The organism is Cytobacillus sp. EB106-05-05-XG126 (assembly GCF_058791715.1).
Map to the genome: position 1 here is coordinate 1 of NZ_JBYTDU010000031.1, position 21100 is coordinate 21100.

The following is a 21100-nucleotide window of genomic DNA, read 5'->3' on the forward strand; positions in this document are numbered from 1 at the left end:
TGGTATGCATATTTTTAGGATACCACACAACAAAAAGCAATTTAAATGAAAAAAGTTGACAAACTATTAGCTGGTTTTGTTGAAGAAAAAGGATTGTTGAAATGGCAGCCGTTCTTTAAGCAGTGCACCCATTAGTTGATGATAACTTTTGCTTTTTTAAGACAACACCGACACTTTTTTAAGTTAGAAGTTTATTTCTTATGGACCTTTACATACACACTTCCGAATAGTTTATCTCCAATATAAACATCTAATTTCCACATTCCACTCTTTGGTAATGACATATTAGATGGGGCGTGTCGGTCTGCTCCGTTATTATCACCACCTAGTCCGCCTTCTACCACAGTTATTTGCTTTTCATCATTCTCATGTATAGCAACTACTTTAAGTTTTCCATTAAACTCTTGGTCTTCTCCCCAAAAATGCCACATATACTTTTGAGTTTTATTTGGATAAAATCTAACAGCCTCACTATCATCATAAATGAAACCTAAGCGCCCTTTTTCACCAATCATAGTGTAATTACCAGATTTGAATAGAGGACTTTGATTCCACTTTTGTGCTAGATTTTTATTTTCCACATTTGTAGTTACGCTTTCCTCATTCTTATTTGTACACCCTACAGTAGTTAAGATAACAATAATCGAAATAATTGAAACAAAACTTTTTATAAACATAAACACCACCCCACTCTTTTTATGAATATATTCCCAGTCAACTTCAAATATCCTTTATTAACTAACCTCCCTCAATAAAAGAAGCGTACACACCCAATTACTCCTGATTTCTTAGATTTTCATAGCTATTTACCTGCCGGTAAATGGGTTTCAATTGGAGGATAGTCACTGAAAAGGATATATTTGGACACACCGAGAAAAATGAGCTACAACCCACTAACCAATCTATTACATAAATTGGTGGAATAGTAAGAATATGACCGCACTGGTAGATGTCCACATATCTCATGGAGGTCAACCCTCCCATGCCTCACAGAGTCTTTGCTCTCAAATTCCTTCGTCCAACCTTTCCATGAGGTGGATGTCGGCCATGCTGCCCCACAGGGTCCATGCCCGTAATTTAGTTGCTTTGCCGACTAATCCGTGCTTCAAATGGTCTCCAAAACTATAAGCCAAGACCTATTTCTAATCTAAACGAAACCAGAATTAAGCGGCCAGTTCTGCCTTCTTTGATCCTGCCAAGTGAGGGATATCTTTTAACATCTTTTCTTCACTAAATTCAAATTGCTTTTTACTTATACTAAAGAAAATACGAATCAATTTATTACACAAAGCGATAAGGGACTGCATCTTCTTTAGCGGGTTGTCTGGCCGTTGTGTAAAGTAAGCATGCAGGGCCTTAAAAGCTGAATTTTTGGCAACGAGAATCATGCAAACCCTAAACAACAGAGCCCTTAGCTTCTTCCGTCCTCTCTTGGAGATGGTGGTTTTTCCCTTATGCTTTCCAGGCGTATTTTCCTTCAGACTCAAGCCAGCCAGCTTAATAATTTGTCGGGGGTGAGTGTACTCACGCAGGTCACCCACTTCCGCAAAGAAACCAGCGACTGTATCTCTTCCAACACCCTTGATCGCTAACATTTGGGCTACACCTGGAATTTCATCAAGCAGGGAATCTATTTTTCCGTCCAATTCTTCGAATTCCTTCTGAATCAAATCATATTTAGCCAGAAGAGTTTTCAGCTCCATTTTTGCCATCTCAGAGCCTTGGCGAAGTCCGATGGACTGACTCGCTGCTTGCTTTAACTCCCGAACCTTATTAGCACCTACACTTCTTTTTACGGATTTTCTTAAATGGATAAGCAATTGATCTTCAGTGAAATTGGCTATTTCATGCGGTAGAGCATAAAGCCGTAAGAATTGTAAGGCAGCCTTGCCCTCCCACTTCTTAAAGACCTTAAGGAATTCCGGAAAATACCGGTCAATCCAGTTATGCACCTGGCCCTGGACCGTTTGAAGGTCCTCGGTTAAAAGATCGCGTATTTTCTTTGCCACACGGAGTTCGGCATAAACACCTTGCGGTATGGTAGGTTCGGCGTATCTTCCATCCTTGACCAATTGGGCAATCACCTTGGCATCTTTTACATCATTTTTAGTTGGGGAATTATCATCAAGTTCCTTGCTTTTCTTGACGTGCAAGGGGTTCACAGCTTTAATCTCGTTCTCTTTTAAAATGTGAGCCAGGTTAAACCAATAATGACCTGTTGGCTCCATACCGACAATCACTTTCTCCATACTATGTGCTTTCTTCGTTTCCGAAATCCAATGAAGAAAATGCTCAAAACCTTCTTTTGTATTTTCAAAATAACAAGGGGATCCAAACTCGATTCCCCTGAAATCCTGGGCACGTGCCACATGCTTGAATTTCGCGATATCCACCCCTATAATCAGGGTGTAAGGAGTAATTTGAGCAATCTTCTTATTCTGGTTATAATTCATTTTAAAGCCTCCTGGTATTTGAGTAATGTCCTTTTCGCTTCCCGGCTTCAGGACTCTCTCATTCTACCAAGAGGTTATTTTTTTGTTCAAACTCCATTTTCCTTCATTACAGGAATGCTGCCCCTTTTGTTTAAAAAGAAAAAGCTGCCTGATTAGCAACTGATCTAGTACATAAGAACCCTTTTATTTAAGTACATGTTTATTTACATGGTTGAAATTCAATGGATTTTGCTTGAAACATTTTATCTCGATATTCATAAACAATTACAATATTTCCAACAAAGCTGGAAGGAGATATTTGTCCAGCGACACTTACAATCAGGTGATTGTTTCTAACTTCATAGTCGACAATACTACCAAAACCAACATCATCAAACAGGTTTTCGGGTTTTATTTCTAAAGCGGTTATATCAACTGTACATTCTTTGTCACCGATAATGACCTTGGCATCTTTTACAGTTAACTTTGTTTTCACGTGCTTATGAATAATAACTAAAGGATTTTCAACAATCACTTCATTTACGTTTAAACCACTATTATTTAGTGCGTGAAAAACATAAACATCTTCCCATAAGACACCCGTTCCATAACCCTTTGTCAAGATTATGATTAATTCTTTCTTTTGGTCTTTGTTGATGTCCTCGTATATAATCTGTGGAGCATAGGTAGGGTTTGTTTCGCTAATCCAAAAAGGTCTAGAGTATAATCCCCCTTTGAAATTAATTTTGAAGTCCCTAAATAATCCATTCATTTTCTTAGCATAAAGGGTTATATTTTCTTTGTCGTTCCTGCTAACAATTTCATACCCTTCAATCTCTCCTCCTACAATGGTAGGTTGAATTATAAGAACAACTGACAAAATTAATCCAATATAGATCTTCATAGGCATCACCTCTTTTTTAGTGTTTCCTAGCCCTTTACTTTATTCAGCTACTGCCCCTTTAGTTTAAAAAGAAAAAAATTGCCTGAATAGCAGCATGTACATAAGCACCTGTTTGTTATGGTCATTACTTATTTTGACAAATGTTTGTAATCTAATATCTCAATCTTAAAATCGTGATTACATTTCAACTTATTCAGCTTTCCACTGTTACAGGATGGGGATATTCTAACCTTAACTATATCTTCTGTATCATTATCATTATTTTTTGAAGGAATAAGAATTCTTACGGTAACATCATAAGAATGATTATCATTGTAATTTATACCGATGATTCTTTGCCATTGCCAGTCAAAAAGAGAATCGCCACCATACTCTCTAATTATTCTTTTATCGATAATGGGAAACACAAGGTCTGAAACAATATCTTCTGTTGTAATATAGATATCTTCTGCATTTGGAACAGATTCTGCTGTAACCGTTTGTAAATGAGCAAAAGCAAATAATAAAATACCCAATATGATTAAGTATTGTTTAAAAATAAAATTCACCCCATTTTTAGATTTCCCAGTTAATATCCCAAGTTTTTCATTCTTTATCCAACAAACCTGCACCGTTTGTTCATTAAGAAAAGTGCTGCCTGGAATGGCAACACTTTTTTCAACTCTTCCACCCGTTAAGCTTAATTAAGATTTCTTGTTACCGAGTTAAATGTTCTTTAATAATCTGTTTAAAATATGGCTTAAAATCATTTCAATAGTTTGTTGAGAATCCTCATTAACTACTGTTAATAGCACACTAACACGATCTTTTTTATCTGCCTTACTTTCAAAGTTTTCGACTCGTTTTAGATTCATAAGTTTATCAATCTATTTGAACTACGCTGAGTTACCTGTATTTTAACTTCACCAAAGGAAGGAGAGAGCTTAACAATAAAAGCTTCCTCTCCATTGGAGAATCTGTAGGTTGCTTCATTATAATAAAGGTAAGCCTTTTAAAGTAGAATCAAATACCATTATCCGATTAGAATAGCGAAAGAAAGTCGTTTTCTTCTGGAAATGTAGGCATCCTGGCCCTTAAGTTGAAAAGGAAAAAAGCTGCCTGATTAGCAGCTGATCTTGAACATAAACACCTTTTTGTTGATGAAGGTTAATCCATATTTTCTGCAATCTTTTTAAGTGCCTTTGCTCGCGAAATAATAAATGCCGTCATATATTTCTCCAAAAATAACTTATCCACTACAATGCCAATTGGACCAAAGGGTGATTTATACTGGAATATATCAATCATTATAGTTCCGCCAGTATCTTCAATAAATTGATGGGTATGAACAAAGGAATGGAAAGCTCCTCTCACCATAACATCTACAAACTTATAAGGTTTTTCCATTAATGTCACTTTGGCTGTTAGCCTTTGTTTTATTCCATAGTGAATGGCTTCCCAGGTAACGGTATCGCCTTGTTCTAATAACCCTTCTGTCACTCCATCAATAGCTCTTTCCATTGTATTAGAGGTCGTTTGAGTATGAATATGGACGTTTCTTGCAAGGTTAAAACATATTTCTATCGGTGCTTTAATAAATTGTTGATGATCAATAACAGGCATAGATATCTCCTTTTACAAACACTTAATAACATATTATAATTCGTTGGAGTCGATATTAACTATTCTTATTAAGAAACCTTCCCTATTGTTTAAGTACTCTCCTTCATAATTTCTTACAATAATATTAAGTAATAGCACCTATACAGTTTCTGTTGAAAATTCATAAAAATAATAAACATACTGTCACAACATACATCACCTAATTGCCTATTAGTTAGAGAGCATGTATCGGAGTAAATTCAGGAAAAGGTGCAAACCATATAAGCTTGCGGCTATATATAGGCGACTAAGTTTAATTTTCTTGGTTTATGACTGGATCTCAATAAATAATTATAAAATAATTAATTTAGGTTAATTAATTTAGTGTCTCCATCTAAAATCACTTTCCCTTTTCCTACCTTGATAAGGTTGTGTCCCTTTATTTTTTTATCCTCAATCGGATGTTTACTTCCAACAATCGTCATGTTCTGAATTCCTTTACCATCATCCATTCCATAGATGTAAACATAGGGATAAACTGATTTTAATGTGCTATTCATCGATTCAATCAACAAATCTCCTTTCTGTTCACCAATTGCATTAATAACTATAATACCTTTACTGTTTAACTTCTCACTTGTAAGCTCAAAAAACTCTTTTGATATTAGATGAAACGGAATTTGAGTTGTGTTGTTATAGGCGTCTAAAAAGATTAGATCAAATTTACTTTGCTGCTCTTTCAGGATTTTTCTTCCGTCCCCTATCTCTACACTATTTCCATTGTATTGAAAATATTGACGGCTAATCTCTAATACCTCTTCATCGATTTCCGCTACAAGAACATTTTTATTCGCATTTTCAAACTTTCGTGTTAATGTTCCTATACCATGGCCAATCATATAGACTTCTTTACTCTCTGGAGCAAATTTCTTAGAAACCTCCCACACGCTTTTAGAATAATCCAAGAGAAGTTTATCAGGCTGTTCCATATCCATCATTCCCTGAATAGTTGTTTCATTGCCGAAGGTAAGTGAGCGAAACCTTCCTTCTTTACCTTGATAGAAATCCTTTTCGAATACATAAATATCATGGTAAAGACTTGTCTTTTTCAAAAGAATGTCTTGGGATTTCTCTCCAACTGGAAGAAAAGGAAGGGCAATAAACAGAGCTGGAATGATCAATAAAAAACCTTGTTTCTTTGTTTTAGTATCACAATAAAAAATGCTTGTTAAATATATAAGTCCAGCCAGGAGCCCAATAATGGAGTTAATATTAATCCATGGTATTAGCCAGAAAGTCGTCACAAGTGTTCCAAGAACGCTTCCGATGGCTGATGCTGAATGTAAGCTGCCAATCATTTTCCCGCTTGCCAATTCTCCTAAACCATCCTTCATAAGGATAGTACCGATGATACTGAGAAGAAAATTGGGGATTAAATAAAGCAAGAGGACACCTAGCGTTGTACCAGGAGTACTTGAAAGCGATTCAAGTAATGGAAAGAGTGTAGTTTTAATCCAGGGAATAATAGCTATCGAAAGAATACCAATAAGGTAGATAAATAACATGATTTCTCGAATATTTGCTTTATCAGCTAGATACCCGCCAACTATGTATCCTGCACTCGAACCAATCAGGAAAACAGAGATAATAATTCCCCATGTGTAAACAGTGTTTCCAAATGACGGGGCAATAAGTCTTGTGGCTGTCATTTCCAATCCCATTATTACAAAGCTGACAACAAATAACGTTAAATAGATTTTTGACTTCATACAGATCTCCGTTCCAACGTAATAATGTTCATATGTATTCAATTCTTTTAGTTTTAAAAAATAAAACTCTGGCATACCATCATCTTTTCGTATGACAAAAACGCAAAGAGCCTGCCTTCTAACACTTCTAAGTCCTAAAAGAATTTCAGTTTTTTTGTTTGGTTCACTTCTCCGGATCAATAGAAGTAATCTCTCCATTGTTGTTTGTTGCTGTAAGGGTTAAATTACTTCCTTTACCACATTTAAACCTTCTATCTGGTTCAAGTTTTCAGTGGTATCATTTATTTGTGTAGCCTGATAATAAAATATCAGTTTCTCTTCTTTTAACTAGGTTAAATCGCAAAAAATCCCAGCGTTAAATGTTCTTTGCCCTTTTCATTGTGACCGCTTTTTTAATAGCATGTGCACCTATAAAAATTGAAAAAACACTTCTAATGGTAATCAGCAATAATAACAGAAATTTATTCTTTGTTTTGCTTATCCCTTATATAAGCCTTTCAGAGTTATAATCGTGTGAAGAACAAGCGAGAATGGAATTTCCAAGCTCTGTTAAGCTGTATTCCCCCAAAGGTTTGGTACATCATTCCTCTTCTTTATATTAAAGTAAATATTATTTCATATATGTTTGGAGAAAGTATGGAGATGAAGGAAAAAATCTTTTATTATCGAGTTAGTTTCATCACAATATAAGTGACATATGATAAAAAACTCTAAATCAGCTTGTAATACTCATTGATTCCCTGGGGTCATATCCTACTAGGTAACAAATGCTAGTTAAATTTGTTCAGTGCTTACCAAAAATCCTCTTGGACATTTAATGTCCAAGAGGAAGAAGTGATGGAAATAATATTTTTAGATTATCCAAGATTGCCAAGATAATATAATTTTGAAGGCTAGCTTTACGTTGTTCCTATATTATTAGAAATCACCGATTCCTTTGAGGTATAAAAATAATATATGGGTTTCAATTCATCGGGGAATTAAGATACAAAATTTTGCTTAATGACTTCACTGGAATTCCTATTACTCTTATCAACTATACTTGCACAAACAGCATCACCCAGTACATTTACAGAGGTTAATGCCATATCGACTAATCTAAATAATCCCAAGATAATTGCTATGCCTACCCCGTCAATCGGTAAACCTACTGCAAGGAATACCATTGACAGGGAGACTATTCCTCCACCGGGTATCGCAGGTGCCCCAATTGAAGCTAGCAAAGAAATTAAGACTATAGTTAAATATTGAGCAAGGCCTAACTCTATCCCGTTAAGCTGGGCGACAAAAACGGCAGCTACTCCATGGCTCATAGAGGCACCGTTCATATTTATGGTCATTCCAAGCGGGAGAACAAAAGAACTTACATCTTTAGATATTTTCAGCTCATTTTCACAGCAGCTTTTTGTGACTGGGAGTGTGGCAGCACTACTGCTTGTTGCAAAGGCGGTTCCTACAGCGGGTATCATTTTATGAAAGAAATGAGCCGGCTTAATTTTTGTGAAAAGAGAAATCATCGATCCATAAGTAAAGGCAACATGAACAATCAATCCAACAGCAATGACAACAAGATACTTCACCATTGACCCAACCAGCTCCAATCCTGCGGTGCCAATAGAAGTAGCAACAAGTGAGAAAGCCGCGTAAGGGATAACTTTCATGATTATTTGGACAAGTTTCATCATGAGCTCGTTAAGTTGATTTATAAACTGATTAATAGTTCCTGCCCTATCCCCTAGCAGAGCTAAGCCAATGCCAAAAAAAATTGAAAATGTTAGGACTTGCAGCATATCCCCGGAAGTAAAAGCTTCAAAGGGATTACTGGGTATAATGTTCAAAATAGTGTCCTTAAGTGTTGGTATTTCTACAGTGTCAGTTGCTGAAGCCCCATGTCCATTATGGTTCTCATTTTGTGATATAGATGAAGATTCAGGGATTACGACATTTTTACCAGGTCCAATTATGATTGCTGCAATAATTCCGATGGAGCAGGCTATCATGGTAGTCACTACAAATAAAATAACTGTTTTCCCACCTAACTGTCCTAATTTCTTTGGACTTCCAATTGAGGTAATACTTAATACAACTGCCGAAAATACTAGAGGAATCACAATCATTTTTATTGCTTTTATGAACAATTCACCGATTGGACTAAAAATATAGGAATTTAAAATTCCGTATAGATTTGGAGCAAAGATGCTTAAACCTAAACCAGTAAGGACTCCCAACATAATAGCAATAAGAGTTTTGGTTGCTAATTTCACCCCTTGTTCCCCCTTTAGATTAAGGTTGTTTAAATAATATTAACAACCTTCTAAATTACACTCCTTTATAGCCATGTGATGTAATCATCAAAAGCACACGGTCACTTTCGTCCATTTTCCCTTCTTTGACCAGTTTTGAGACAGCAGGCCATGTTACAGCTGCAGACCCTTCAGCAAAAATCCCTCTTTTAGCTAACTCCAATTGAGCCTTTTCAACTTCAGTATTGGTAACCACTACAGCTCCACCTCCTGAAGATCTTATTGCTTCTAAAGATTGGTACGTAACCGTTTCTCCACCAATAGAAGGTAAAAGACTTGAATCGCCTCTAAATTTCCCTCTGTAATCCCTCCCTTGAAGAACATGAGCCAAGCGCGGAAAAGGTTCCACGGCATATAAACGAGGTAAGGATTCAATCCATCCTAGCCGTAGCGATTCAACAAATCCTTCCCAAATCCCCCAAAGCAGGTCCCCTCTTGCACAAGGTATAATAACAGCAGTAGGCTGATATTCTCTCATTTGCTCAACGATCTCATATGCCACCGTTGTGTATCCTTGAACTCCAAACATATTGCTTCCCACCGGAGGAATGCTGTAGTTTGTGGCTGGATAGTCGCCTTCTTCCACCATCTTTCGGACTGTTTCCCATCTTTCGAATGAACTTTGTACTTTAATAATTTCAGCACCATAAAGGCGAATTGCTTTTTCCCAAGCTACATTAATTTTTGGGGTTGTCACAATTTTGCAGTGTAATCCTCCAGCAGCTGCATAAGCTGCCAATGATGCACCCGCGTTGCCGCTAGAAGCAGCAATTACCGTTGATCGATTCAAGGAAGCAGCTCTTGCAACTATTAGTGGGCTCATCCTGTCCTTATGGGATCCAGTGGGATTTTGTCCCTCATTTTTCAACCAAAGTTCGGGTATACCTAGTTCACTTCCAAGGCCTTTTATATTAATAATCGGCGTTTCCCCTTCACCAAGAGTAGGAAAAGATTTGTAGGGCAATCGTTCTGCGTACCGAAACATACCTTTTGCTGACTTGTTTATGTTCCATGGTATGTCTTTTTGATACAAAACTCTGAGACTTGAAGGTTCATGTTTTTCCAAACATAGAGGGCAACCCGTAAAGTAATCATTTGGTGAAAAATGCTGGTTGCATTTAATGCATTCAAAAACTTTCACAGTATTATTCCAAATATGCACAATACCCCTCCCTAAAATTTAAAATATTTAGAATTATTAAAATATATGATAATATTAATGGACGACAATTTATTTGTAAAACGAATATTTTTAATTACAGTAATTTGTTTTTTGAATATATTTAAGGAGGGCTCTAATGGATATTGAACAGCTTAAAGCCTTTATATTTGTTGCCAATACAAAAAGCTTTACGCGTACAGCAGAATTACTAAATGTTGTACAGTCAACTGTTACAACCAGGATTCAAATGCTTGAAAAACAATTGGGTAAAGACTTATTTGAAAGGGACAAGAGAAACATCAAATTAACAGAATCAGGTAAAATTTTTCTCGCATATGCGGAGAGAATATTGGAATTAAACAATGAAGGGATAAAGGCTGTTCAATTAGAAAATAGCTTTAGTGAACATCTAATAATAGGCACTACACACGCACTATGGGATTACGTACTATTTGAATCCATGGAGAATTTTCAACAAACACATCCTAAAATTTCATTATCTTTAGTCACGGAGCATTCTGATATTTTAATTAGAAAAATGATTGATGGATTAATCGATATCGCTATAGTGTTCTATCCAATTAATCATGCCAGTATTACTATGGAGCTAATTATTGAGGATTCTTTTGTTCTGGTTGCCGATCCGAGTTTTCCTGTTCCTAATAATTTCGTTTTAGACAAAGACCTGCGGAACTGCAATTACATTCATTTAAATTGGGGAGGAACATTTACGGAGTGGTTTAGAGGAATTTCTTCTAATCAAGATTTTTACCATATACAAGTTGATCATGTTTCACTTTTATTAAAGTTCTTGAAAACACGAACCGGACTTGGTTTTCTTCCCAATACAGTTGCTAAACGTTTAATCCAGCAAGAGAATGTAATTAATGTGCCTTTTCTTACGGAAATTGCCATGCCGAAAAGGTCTATCTATCTACTGAAAAGAAAAATGACAAAATCAATAGAGAACTCTGAATTACTCATAAAGGTATTAAAGGCAACTTTTTTGTGATTTATTTTTGATGGTGCTCAATCTAGTATTTAATGAGGTCATAATGGTTAAACCACCTTATTGATTTTCTAAAGAGCATCCTTTTTAAAAATCAAATCCCTGTAAGAAAAACACTTCATTCCTACAGGGTGAATTTTTATATATTTTTCTCAGATAGATCTCCTTTTGTTAGTTTCTTTGCTTTTTAATTCTTTCCAAGAAGAACAGATTCAATTAATACTCTAGATATTCTTTAAGTTTCAGAAAAGAACCTATGCCGGAGGGACAAACGCTAAAACCTTTTTACTGCCACAGCATCCTCTACCTGCATAACAAAGTTTTGTTCAAAGTTTAAAGCTTTTAGTCTGACTTCCATATTCTCTATATCTTTGGAAAAAATCCGGTCTTTTTTAATTGATGGAACTATACTTCTACCAAATTTATATAACTGGTGAGTAATTGGCGCTAGTTTTGACATACCTCTATATTCAGCTGCCTGCATAGCACAAATATATTCAATTGATAGAACCTTTCTTGTATTATTAATAATTTTATATGCATATCGGGAACCTATAGTTCCCATGCTTACATGATCTTCTTGATTAGCAGAAGAAGGGATTGAATCTACACTAGCCGGATGAGCTAATTTCTTATTTTCAGATACTAAAGAAGCAGCACAATACTGCATGATCATTGCACCAGATTGTAACCCAGGCTCAGGACTAAGAAAAGGCGGCAGATCATTTAATTGGGGATTCACTAATCGTTCAACACGTCTTTCTGAAATGTTTGCCAGCTCTGCCATTCCAATAGATAAAAAGTCCATTGCAAAGGCAATTGGCTGTCCATGAAAGTTTCCGCCGGATAATATTTTATTATCGAAGATAAGCGGGTTATCTGTGGCTGCATTCATTTCAATTTCTAATTTTTCTTTTACATAATACAATACTTGCCATGTTGCTCCATGGACCTGTGGGATACAGCGCAGTGAATAAGCATCTTGAACTCTTAACTCCCCTTGCTTTGTAACGAGCTGACTACCATTCAAAATCTTCCTGATTCTTGCAGCTACCTCTATTTGTTCTTTGTACCCTCTAGCTAAATGTATATCCTCATCAAATGCATCGATAATCCCATGAAGTCCTTCAATTGTAAGTGAAGAAATATAGTCTGCCTGCAATGCAAGATTTTCTGCTTCAATATAAGCAACCGCACCCATTGCAGTCATTGCTTGCGTGCCATTGATAAGCGCCAGACCTTCTTTAGCTTTTAAGTAAATAGGCTGCAGCCCTACTTTATCAAATGCCTCTAGAGTCTCCATTTTTTTATCTTGGTACACAACTTCACCTTCCCCAACTAAAACAAGTGCTATATGTGAAAGAGGTGCAAGATCCCCGCTTGCGCCTAATGAGCCTTGTTGAGGTACAATGGGATGTATTTGATAATTTAATAAGTTTATTAATAATTCAATAACGTTCCTTCGGATACCAGATAAACCTTTCAGCAAAGCATTAATGCGAAATAAGACCATAGCTCTTGTTACAGTTTCTGAAAAAGGTTTGCCAGTGCCGCAAGCATGGCTTCTGATTAAATTTAATTGCAGCTCCTCTACATTCTTTTGTTGTATATAAACATTACTGAACTTACCGAACCCTGTTGTAATTCCGTATATTACTTGTTGGTTTGCAACAATATCATCAACAGCTTTCCTGCTTACTTTCACTTTGTCCCAAATATAATCAGGAACATAAATAGGTTCATTTTCAAAAACAATTTTAAATGCTTTTTCCATGGTTAACGAATTTCCTGTTAATTCAATCATAACAAACCACCCTTTTGGAAAATTAATTTCAATAAGATACGGCTACTCCGAATTTGCGAACTAAAAAAATGTGCATCAATAGATAGAATTCTTTAAAAAAGAATAGGGGACTATACCAACAGATTCTAAGCGTAGAAATCTGTTGATATAGTCCCCTGATAACTGATCACTATGGACTAATTAAATATGATTAATGCCTAAACCAATGGCTTCATGTTCAGAACCCTTCACCGGAGCACCTATTGTCCCATAAAGGGCCACTGCTATCCATTCCCCTTCTTCCTCTGAACTATATGGCTTGCCTCTAATTACTGCGAAACTTAATCCAACCGTTCGTAAAACAGTTCCTAATAATACTTGCCCTCTTGTGACACCGTGAAGTGCTTCCATAATTGCGTGATATAGTGCATGCGTTTCACGGTATATGTCTTTTTCAATAACTTGATTTTGCCTGGCTGCTGTTTCAATAGAGGCAACCACCTTCTGCGTTTCCATGGATCCCGTCTTTCCTTGACAATATATATAACCTTGTAATCTTAAATCCTTGATGAACTCTGGTTCTAGCTTCTCTTGGCCCAATAGAGCCAAAAGCATTGCGTTTCTTCCGATTCTTGAATCAGGTCTTACGTTCATTAGGCAGACACTCACAATTCTGTTAAATTGTATGACTAAAGGAATATATTAATCTTATTAACAGATCATTATTTTGTCAATACTGAATTTTCTAATAATTTCATTCCCACTAAATGGCATGCTACAAAATGTTGATCGTCTACCTGTTTTAAAATGGGTTTTTCCCTATAGCACTCCTCTGTTACATATGGACACCTTGTTCGATAAACACAGCCGCTGGGAGGATCGGTTGGATTTGGTAAATCTCCTGAAATGGTCATTTGATCTTTGGATTCCTCTATATTTGGGTCAGGAATCGGGATTGCTTTTAGAAGAGAACTAGTATATGGATGAAGCGGGTTTTCGTAGAGGTTATTACTAGGTGCTAATTCCATCATATTTCCTAAATACATCACACCGATGCGATTACTGATTAATCTCACCATCGATAAATCATGTGAAATAAAAATATACGTTAGCTTCTTCTTCTTCTGGAGTTCCATTAGTAGATTAACAATTTGTGCCTGGACGGAAACATCAAGGGCTGATATAGGTTCATCCGCTATGATAAACTGTGGTCTTACAGCCAATGCCCTTGCAATGCCAATCCTTTGTCTCTGACCACCGCTAAATTCATGAGCATAACGATTAGCATGCTCTCGCTTTAAACCTACAGTTTCAAGTAATTGATACACTTCCTCTTTTCTTGCCTCACCTTTTTTAATACGATGAATATCGAGGCCTTCTGCTATAATATCTGCAACCGTCATCCGCGGGTTTAAGGAAGCGTATGGGTCTTGAAATATCATTTGCATATTTTTGTGAAAGTCTTTTTTATCGTTATTAGATAACATATGCACATCTTTTCCTTTATAAACTACGTTACCTGATGTTGCCTGATATAAACGAATGATGGTCCTTCCAAGTGTTGATTTACCACATCCGGATTCGCCTACCAATCCAAGTGTTTCTCCTTCATAAATATCAAACGAAATATCATCAACCGCTTTTAACTCTAATCCTTTCCCTATTTGAAATTGTTTTGTTAGGTTTTTTACTTCCAGGATTTTTTCCATCAAGTGCTCCCTTCATTTCTAAGTCGAGATAATAGATAATCTCTGCATCGGCAAGGCTAATAGGCTTTCATTGATTAGGAAAAATACATATTTATCGAAATTTAGTGAATGTACGGTTTCTTATTCATTAGCCGCTATAGGTGCTGCTTTGTTAGATGCAGTTTTGGGGGCTCGCGGATCCATTAACCAGCAATTTAGATGATGTGTGCGTGAAAGTACTGTTTTATCCGGATTATGTTCATCACAAACTTCCATTGCAAAAGGACATCGCGGAGAAAAGGCGCAGCCCTTTGGAGGCTCTGAAAGGTCCGGTGGAGTACCGTCGATGGCCGTTAACTTTTGGGTTCGGTTGTGATCAAGTTTAGGTACAGACTCTAATAATCCAAGAGTGTAGGGGTGCTTAGGTTTGTAAAAGATTTCATTTTTTGTACCACTTTCGACTATTTTTCCAGCATACATAATATTGACTCGATCCGAAAATCTTGCCACTACCCCTAAATCATGTGTAATAAGAATAATCGCCATGCCCATTTTTTGCTGTAGATCTTTTAATAGATCTAGAATTTGAGATTGAATGGTGACATCTAAAGCTGTTGTGGGTTCGTCTGCAATTAAAAGATCAGGTTTGCAAATCAACGCCATAGCTATGACAATTCGCTGCCTCATTCCACCGCTAAGTTGATGAGGATATTTTGAAAAGCAATGTACAGGGTTCGGTATTCCTACTAGCTTTATAATTTCAATTGTTTGTTCCTTTGCTAACTTTTTATTATAGCCCTTATGAATAATAAGACCCTCAGCAATTTGATCGCCAACCTTCATTGTCGGATTTAATGAAGTCATCGGATCCTGAAATACCATTCCTATCTTTGCCCCACGAATCTTAGATAGCTGTTTTTTCTTCATTGTGGTTATTTCTTTCCCGTTAAACAATATGGATCCCTTGGGGATGGTGCAAGTTTTCTCAGGCAGCAATTTCATAATACTTTTTGCAGTAACTGATTTCCCGCATCCCGATTCCCCGACGATAGCAAGAACTTCCCCTTTATTGATATGAAAAGAAACCCCGCGGACCGCTTGGATATGCCGGTTATTAGAGTGAAATTGAACGTGAAGATCTTTTACTTCTAGAAGTTTGTTCATTTTTATCCTCCTTACTTTGATGAAAGTTAAAATTTAGAGGTTCTTATTTTTTAAGTTTTGGATCTAGTGCATCCCTTAAGCCATCTCCCAATACGTTAAAAGAAAACATGGTTAATGAGATAAATAAAGCTGGAAAAAATAAGCGCCATATCTCACCTGTTAATAAGGTGACAAGACCTTCTGACGTCATTGTTCCCCAGCTTGCAAGCGGAACAGGTACACCAAGTCCTAAAAAACTTAAAGTTGCTTCGGCAAATATTGCACCAGGGACAGATAGCGTCATGCTTACAATGATTGGGCCCATAGCATTTGGAATCAGGTGTTTAAAAAGCACTCTGAAAAAGTTTCCCCCTAATACCTGTGATGCTAATACAAATTCAGACTCTTTCAATCTCAAAATTTCCCCACGGACTAAACGGGCCATTCCAATCCATCCGGTTGCGGCCATAGCAATGATAATTGTGAGTAATCCAGGCTTTAATACGACCATTAATAGAATTGTCACAAGCAAATGAGGCAATCCATAAAGGATATCTACGATTCGCATCATGACTTCATCTGTTTTTCCACCTTTGTAGGCTGCAATACCTCCCCATATAACACCAATTATTAAGTCCAATAAAACGGCTGTTATTCCAATAAAGAGGGAAATTCTGGCGCCTATCCAAGTCCTTGAAAATATATCTCTTCCTAAATCGTCTGTTCCAAACCAAAAATCTTTTGATGGGGGGAGATTAGCATTTAGTAGACTTTGGTCAGAATACGAATAAGGTACAAGCATTGGACCAATAATGGACATTGCGATTAAAAGAATTATCATACCGAATCCTGTCATAGCTAGCTTGTTTTGTTTCAGTCTTCTCAATGCGTCTCTCCAAAATGAAACACTTGGTTTACTAAGTAGTTTCTCCTCTCTGTTTTTTTTCTTAAATACAAAGAGCTCATCCCGAACTGGCTGCATTTGGCTATCCCCTCCCTCTAAGAAGCTTTATTCTTGGATCGATAAGAACATAGGCAATGTCGACTAATATAACAAAGAATATTAGAATAGCACTATAAAAAACTGTAGTCCCTAAAATCAATGGATAATCCCTATCAGTAATGCCTTCCACAAAATATTTACCTAATCCAGGCACACCGAAGATTTGTTCAATTACAAAGCTGCCTGTTAATACAGTGGCTGTAATGGGACCCAGAATAGTTACAACCGGAATCATAGCATTTCTAAGCACATGCCTAAACACGAATCTTGTACCTGTTACTCCTTTGGCCATCGCTGTCTGGATATAATCCATCGATAAGACCTCAAGAATACTTGATCGAGTTAGGCGGGCGATATATGCCATTGGTGTCACGGCTAGGGCAACACTAGGCAAAACAGAGTGCTTCCAAGTCCCCCAAGTGGCAACAGGAAACCATTGCATTTTAATAGCAAAAAAGTTAATTAACACTGTTGCGAATATGAAGCTGGGAACGGAAAGGCCAAGAATAGCAATAATCATTGAAAAATAGTCAATTGCACTATTGTGTCGAATTGCAGCGAGAATTCCTAATGCAATGCCAAAAAAGGTTGCAATAATAATTGCTTGCAAACCAATCAAAGCAGAAACTGGAAACCCGCTTGCTATTAATTCATTCACTGTTTGATTGTCCCACTTGATCGAAGGACCAAAGTCGAATAGTAAGGCTCCCTTAAGATACTTAAAATATTGAATATACATGGGATCACTAAGTCCATAATGCTCTTTTAAGTTTTCAACTACTTGTTCTGGTATTCGATTTTCACTTGTAAAAGGATCTCCTGGTATGGCGTACATTAATAAAAAGGTAAGTGAAATAATTACGAACAATGTCATAAAGACACTAATAATCCTCCTAGTCAGAAACTGGCGCATATTTCCCCTCCTTTATTTTTGAGAAGCAACTGGATCGAACAAACTGAAAAAGTGTACGCTTTGTACACTCTTCCAGTTATTAAAAACTACATAAACTAAAATTTTCACCTGTTTACCTAACTTTTATCACTACTTTACATATGCCTCTCGAAAATCAATGGCCTGGATAGTATATTGATAGATTCCATTTATATGATCCTTTTGCAGATACACCTTTGTACGATAATAAAGAGGAGAAATAGCCATCTGGTCTATCAGAACCTTTTCAGCCTCAACCAAATACTTGGCACGATCTTCTAGGTTTAATTCTGCTTCTGCTTTTTTCATTAATAGATCGTACTCTGGAATTGAGATATTGCTATAGTTATAAACATCCCCGGTCATGAATTGCCCCATCAAATTACTGGCATCGTCATAGTCAGCACCAGTACTGTATATAGCGAACTGATAATCTCCTGCTTGGACATTTTGAACAAAAACCTTCCGCTCCATTGTTTGGAGCTCCACTTCTATGCCTAAGTTTTTCTTCCACATTTCCTGCATGGCCTGTGAAAGCTTATTGTACGTATCGTCCGTATAGAATAGTAGATTCATTTTCGGGAAAGCGGAAAGTTCTAATTCATCAAGTCCCTCCTGGAGCACTGTTTTTGCTGTTTCAACATCATTATCCTGAAACAAGGAGTCACCGGCCAATTCCCTAAATTCCCCAGCACCGCTGCTCAGTCCTATTGGTATTAAACCTAGAGCAGGAATTTCTCCTCCTTGTGTCACTTTTTCTACTAAGAGATTTCTATCGAGTGCCAGACTTAATGCCTGGCGTATTTTTTCATTAGCAAAAATTTTATCTTTATGATTAAAACGTAAATAAGCCAAACTTGCACTCGGTGCTGTTTTTGCCTCTCCGGATGAAATTAATTTATTTCTGATTGAATTTGGTAAATTAGCAGAGAAATCCAGCTCATTTGATTGGTACATGGCATATTCTGTGTTTTGTTCATTCACCATTACCCACTTTAACTTATCCAGTTTTACGACATCTTTTCCCCAATAATTTTCATTAGGTACCATTATTAATTCTTGTCCGTGCTTCCAGCTCTCTATTTTAAATGGACCGTTTGAAACAAAAGATTCAGCTTCTGATGCCCATTTTGTATTTGCCTGATCTACTTCTTTGTTGATAGGTAATAGTGTGAAAAACGCTGTTAATCCCAAAAAGAAAGAAGTTGGTTTTTCTAACGTAACCTCAAGGGTATATTCATCTACTGCTTTAACACCTAGCTCAGCGGGATCCTTTATCGTTCCTTCGTTATATGCTGCTCCATTTTTTATAAAAAATAGATTACTTCCAAGTGGAGCAGCGACATCAGGACGCAATACCTTCTCCCAGGAATAAACAAAATCTTCTGCTGTTACTTGGTCACCGTTTGACCATTTTGCATTTTTATTTAAATGGAAAGTGTAAACTGTACCATCTTCAGAAACATCCCATTTTTCCGCTACACCTGGAGCAATGTTTCCTTCTTTATCCAAGCGAACAAGACCTTCAAATAATTGGTTTGATATATCCCCGGCAACCTGGTTATCAATTAAAGCCGGCTCAAGACTTGGAGGTTCAGATAATGCATTTATCGTAATTATTTGTTCTTTGGTAGTGGACTCCGTTTTATCGTCATTATTTTCTGTGCTTTTCTGATTATTAACCTGACTATTATTACTACAAGCACTGATAAATAAACTAATTACTAAGAAGATTAAAAATAATAATCGACTTCTCGTATTAATCATCAAATATCCCCCCATTATTCGTTTTAATTTACGAAAACGCTAAGTTACTTGAGAATTTACTCCTTATCACCTCCGAAACCTACTTAAATATAAAAAAGGAAGCATATCGAATAACCCATGCAAAATGCACATAGTGATTCGATATAGCCCCCTTAATTTCAACTAATAACTATAGACTATATAAGTATTGGATTTGATTATATATAATATTCAAAATTTAGTAACTAATCACAATATTAAGTAAATTAATACGAATTGTCAATACTTCGTTTATAGGGATTACTTCAAAGAGAAACAAATCAAAAGGTATTTAGAACCAAATAATATTTAGTCACATTCTGCATAAATTCTCCAAATTTAAAACATATAATTTAAATTAGAAGTTTTGGTGAGACTAGGATTTGTGCCAATTTGTCTCTAAGTGGTACCTTACAGTTCGCAATAGATTAACTGGTTTGGCTTTATTCCCATTCCCTTTTGACTCTAACTGCGTTTATCATCATTTTAATTTTGGGTTTTAATTAAGATACTAGCTAAAATAAAGACGACCTTCTTGTGGTGTCTTTATATATATATTGAATTAGGAAATTAAACTATTTAAATGAATGTAATCTTCACTGAGTGCTCCACCTAAAGTTATAAGCCCTTTAACTTTATAAGCTTCTCAAATATTCTAATAACCATTTTCATTATAATTATAGTGAACCAGCGAAGGAGATTTTTATGAAAATTAAAAGATTGATCATACGTTGTGTAATTTTGTTATTGCTTTTTGGTGCTGTCGGTTATACTCTTTACGCCAATTTGACAAAAGATAAAGTTTCAATAGAAGAAGGGACAGCTGCTCCTGATTTTTCTTTAGAAACCTTGAACGGAGAACAGATAAGATTGTCTGATTTAAAAGGAAAAGGGGTATTTTTGAATTTTTGGGGCACATGGTGTAAACCTTGTGAAAAAGAAATGCCATATATGGAGAATCAATATAAACAATATAAAGAGAAAGGTGTAGAAATTCTTGCGATCAATATAGATGAGAGTGACTTAGCTGTCTCAACTTTCGTAAAAAAACATAACTTGACGTTCCCAATCTTGATGGACAGAGGAAGTGTTGTAACGGAATTATACAACATTGGCCCAATACCCACTACTATTTTAATTGATAAGGATGGGAATGTTGTTAAAACCTTAACGGGAACTTTGACTGAGGAAAATATAGGTGATTATATGAATTCAATTGCCCCATAACAAAACTCTGACTCCAAAGGTCGGTTATTAAAAATCCCAATTTTTCATTATTATATTGAGAAATTGGGATTTAATGTTTAATAGAATGCACTTTACTTTTAAATCATGAATTCCTTAAATCTTAAACAAACGGTCAACTTTTAATGCCCGCATCACATTTCGGCAAATGCATTTCTTCACCAATTATCTAAATAATTTGTTTAGTAGAAAGCTAGACTCTGTTATACATATGATGGATTTTCCTTAACTACGAATATTCCAACCATTACAATTTCTCTGTAAAAAAAGTTTTCTTTAATTGCTACACTCCCTCTATAAATATTGATATAACAACGGTTTGACCCGTTGGTGGGATGTCAAAAAAATATTTTTCGACATAT

17 protein-coding genes are annotated in these 21100 nt (G+C 36.2%); 2 read left to right on the forward strand and 15 right to left on the reverse strand.

Annotation, left to right across the window (positions count from 1 at the left end; all coding sequences use genetic code 11):
* Positions 1 to 191 precede the first annotated feature (191 nt).
* From AC3WTL_RS25200 to AC3WTL_RS25235, 8 genes are all read right to left on the reverse strand, one after another.
* Positions 192 to 677, reverse strand: coding sequence for a DUF4871 domain-containing protein (locus AC3WTL_RS25200; RefSeq protein WP_009336050.1), 486 nt, complete (start codon positions 675 to 677; stop codon positions 192 to 194).
* A gap of 486 nt (positions 678 to 1163) precedes the next feature.
* Positions 1164 to 2453 (reverse strand): IS110 family RNA-guided transposase, encoded by a 1290-nt coding sequence (locus tag AC3WTL_RS25205; protein WP_009336049.1) that lies wholly within the window; start codon positions 2451 to 2453, stop codon positions 1164 to 1166.
* Positions 2454 to 2652: 199 nt separating this feature from the next.
* Positions 2653 to 3336, reverse strand: a complete 684-nt coding sequence (locus tag AC3WTL_RS25210; protein WP_009336048.1) for a hypothetical protein — start codon at positions 3334 to 3336, stop codon at positions 2653 to 2655.
* Positions 3337 to 3464: 128 nt separating this feature from the next.
* Positions 3465 to 3947, reverse strand: coding sequence for a hypothetical protein (locus AC3WTL_RS25215; protein WP_009336047.1), 483 nt, complete (start codon positions 3945 to 3947; stop codon positions 3465 to 3467).
* Between the two features lie 535 nt (positions 3948 to 4482).
* Positions 4483 to 4938 (reverse strand): SRPBCC family protein, encoded by a 456-nt coding sequence (locus AC3WTL_RS25220; protein ID WP_009336046.1) that lies wholly within the window; start codon positions 4936 to 4938, stop codon positions 4483 to 4485.
* Between the two features lie 341 nt (positions 4939 to 5279).
* On the reverse strand, positions 5280 to 6884 hold the full coding sequence (locus AC3WTL_RS25225) for a fused MFS/spermidine synthase (RefSeq protein WP_492370236.1): 1605 nt from the start codon (positions 6882 to 6884) through the stop codon (positions 5280 to 5282).
* A gap of 782 nt (positions 6885 to 7666) precedes the next feature.
* Positions 7667 to 8950 carry a dicarboxylate/amino acid:cation symporter gene (locus tag AC3WTL_RS25230; protein ID WP_009336044.1) on the reverse strand — a complete coding sequence of 428 codons (1284 nt, stop codon included), beginning with the start codon at positions 8948 to 8950 and terminating at the stop codon, positions 7667 to 7669.
* 55 nt (positions 8951 to 9005) lie between these two features.
* On the reverse strand, positions 9006 to 10151 hold the full coding sequence (locus AC3WTL_RS25235) for a threonine synthase (RefSeq protein ID WP_009336043.1): 1146 nt from the start codon (positions 10149 to 10151) through the stop codon (positions 9006 to 9008).
* Positions 10152 to 10287: 136 nt separating this feature from the next.
* Here AC3WTL_RS25235 and AC3WTL_RS25240 point away from each other — a divergent pair, with 136 nt between their 5' ends.
* Complete coding sequence (locus AC3WTL_RS25240) at positions 10288 to 11163, forward strand: LysR family transcriptional regulator (RefSeq protein ID WP_009336042.1); 876 nt, start codon at positions 10288 to 10290, stop codon at positions 11161 to 11163.
* A 271-nt stretch (positions 11164 to 11434) separates the two neighbouring features.
* Here the strand turns inward: AC3WTL_RS25240 and hutH are convergent, their stop codons facing one another.
* From hutH to AC3WTL_RS25275, 7 genes are all read right to left on the reverse strand, one after another.
* Positions 11435 to 12964, reverse strand: a complete 1530-nt coding sequence (gene hutH, locus AC3WTL_RS25245; RefSeq protein ID WP_009336041.1) for a histidine ammonia-lyase — start codon at positions 12962 to 12964, stop codon at positions 11435 to 11437.
* Between the two features lie 180 nt (positions 12965 to 13144).
* A complete protein-coding gene (hutP, locus tag AC3WTL_RS25250) occupies positions 13145 to 13597 on the reverse strand; it encodes a histidine utilization transcription antiterminator HutP (protein ID WP_009336040.1) in 453 nt (150 codons plus the stop codon).
* A 68-nt stretch (positions 13598 to 13665) separates the two neighbouring features.
* A complete protein-coding gene (locus AC3WTL_RS25255) occupies positions 13666 to 14652 on the reverse strand; it encodes an ABC transporter ATP-binding protein (RefSeq protein WP_009336039.1) in 987 nt (328 codons plus the stop codon).
* A 120-nt stretch (positions 14653 to 14772) separates the two neighbouring features.
* Positions 14773 to 15795 carry an ABC transporter ATP-binding protein gene (locus AC3WTL_RS25260; RefSeq protein WP_009336038.1) on the reverse strand — a complete coding sequence of 341 codons (1023 nt, stop codon included), beginning with the start codon at positions 15793 to 15795 and terminating at the stop codon, positions 14773 to 14775.
* A 43-nt stretch (positions 15796 to 15838) separates the two neighbouring features.
* Positions 15839 to 16756: an ABC transporter permease gene (locus tag AC3WTL_RS25265; RefSeq protein WP_492370237.1), complete on the reverse strand. Its 918-nt coding sequence runs from the start codon at positions 16754 to 16756 to the stop codon at positions 15839 to 15841.
* A 4-nt stretch (positions 16757 to 16760) separates the two neighbouring features.
* Complete coding sequence (locus tag AC3WTL_RS25270; protein ID WP_009336036.1) at positions 16761 to 17690, reverse strand: ABC transporter permease; 930 nt, start codon at positions 17688 to 17690, stop codon at positions 16761 to 16763.
* Between the two features lie 129 nt (positions 17691 to 17819).
* Positions 17820 to 19475: a peptide ABC transporter substrate-binding protein gene (locus tag AC3WTL_RS25275; RefSeq protein WP_492370238.1), complete on the reverse strand. Its 1656-nt coding sequence runs from the start codon at positions 19473 to 19475 to the stop codon at positions 17820 to 17822.
* Positions 19476 to 20198: 723 nt separating this feature from the next.
* Here AC3WTL_RS25275 and resA point away from each other — a divergent pair.
* Positions 20199 to 20720 carry a thiol-disulfide oxidoreductase ResA gene (gene resA, locus AC3WTL_RS25280; RefSeq protein WP_262176305.1) on the forward strand — a complete coding sequence of 174 codons (522 nt, stop codon included), beginning with the start codon at positions 20199 to 20201 and terminating at the stop codon, positions 20718 to 20720.
* The last annotated feature ends 380 nt before the right edge of the window (positions 20721 to 21100 follow it).